The sequence below is a fragment of the Mesorhizobium sp. M2E.F.Ca.ET.209.01.1.1 genome (assembly GCF_004010375.2).
GTDB lineage: Bacteria > Pseudomonadota > Alphaproteobacteria > Rhizobiales > Rhizobiaceae > Mesorhizobium.
Map to the genome: position 1 here is coordinate 1 of NZ_SADP02000304.1, position 397 is coordinate 397.

Here is a 397-nt window from a genome sequence, read left to right on the forward strand (position 1 = left end):
CCGCGAGGGAACCATGCCGAGCCGGCGATACGAACAGGTAAAATTGGCAATCCGAAAAGCGTAGTTTATCATAATGGCAGCGAAACTGAGCAAAATGGTACCCCATGGATGCACTGGACGAACGGCTCGTGACCTTGCTGCGGCATGACGCCCGGCGCAGCGTATCGGATCTCGCCGTCGATCTCGGCGTCTCGCGCGCCACGGTTCGGGCACGCATGGAGCGGCTGGAACGGTCGGGCGACATTATTGGCTACACGGTGGTGTTGCGCGCCGACGCGGTCGATCAGCGCATCCGCGGCATCATGCTCATCGAGATCGAGGGCCATGCCGCCGACCGCGTGGTCCGGGCACTGGGCGGCTTCCCGGAAGTCTCGACCATCCATACCACCAATGGTCG

At 62.5% G+C, this 397-nt stretch carries 1 protein-coding gene; it reads left to right on the forward strand.

The features are described 5' to 3' along the window. Positions 1-104: 104 nt before the first annotated feature. A partial coding sequence (locus EN852_RS35760; RefSeq protein WP_135879676.1) for an Lrp/AsnC family transcriptional regulator occupies positions 105-397 on the forward strand: 293 nt, incomplete at its 3' end.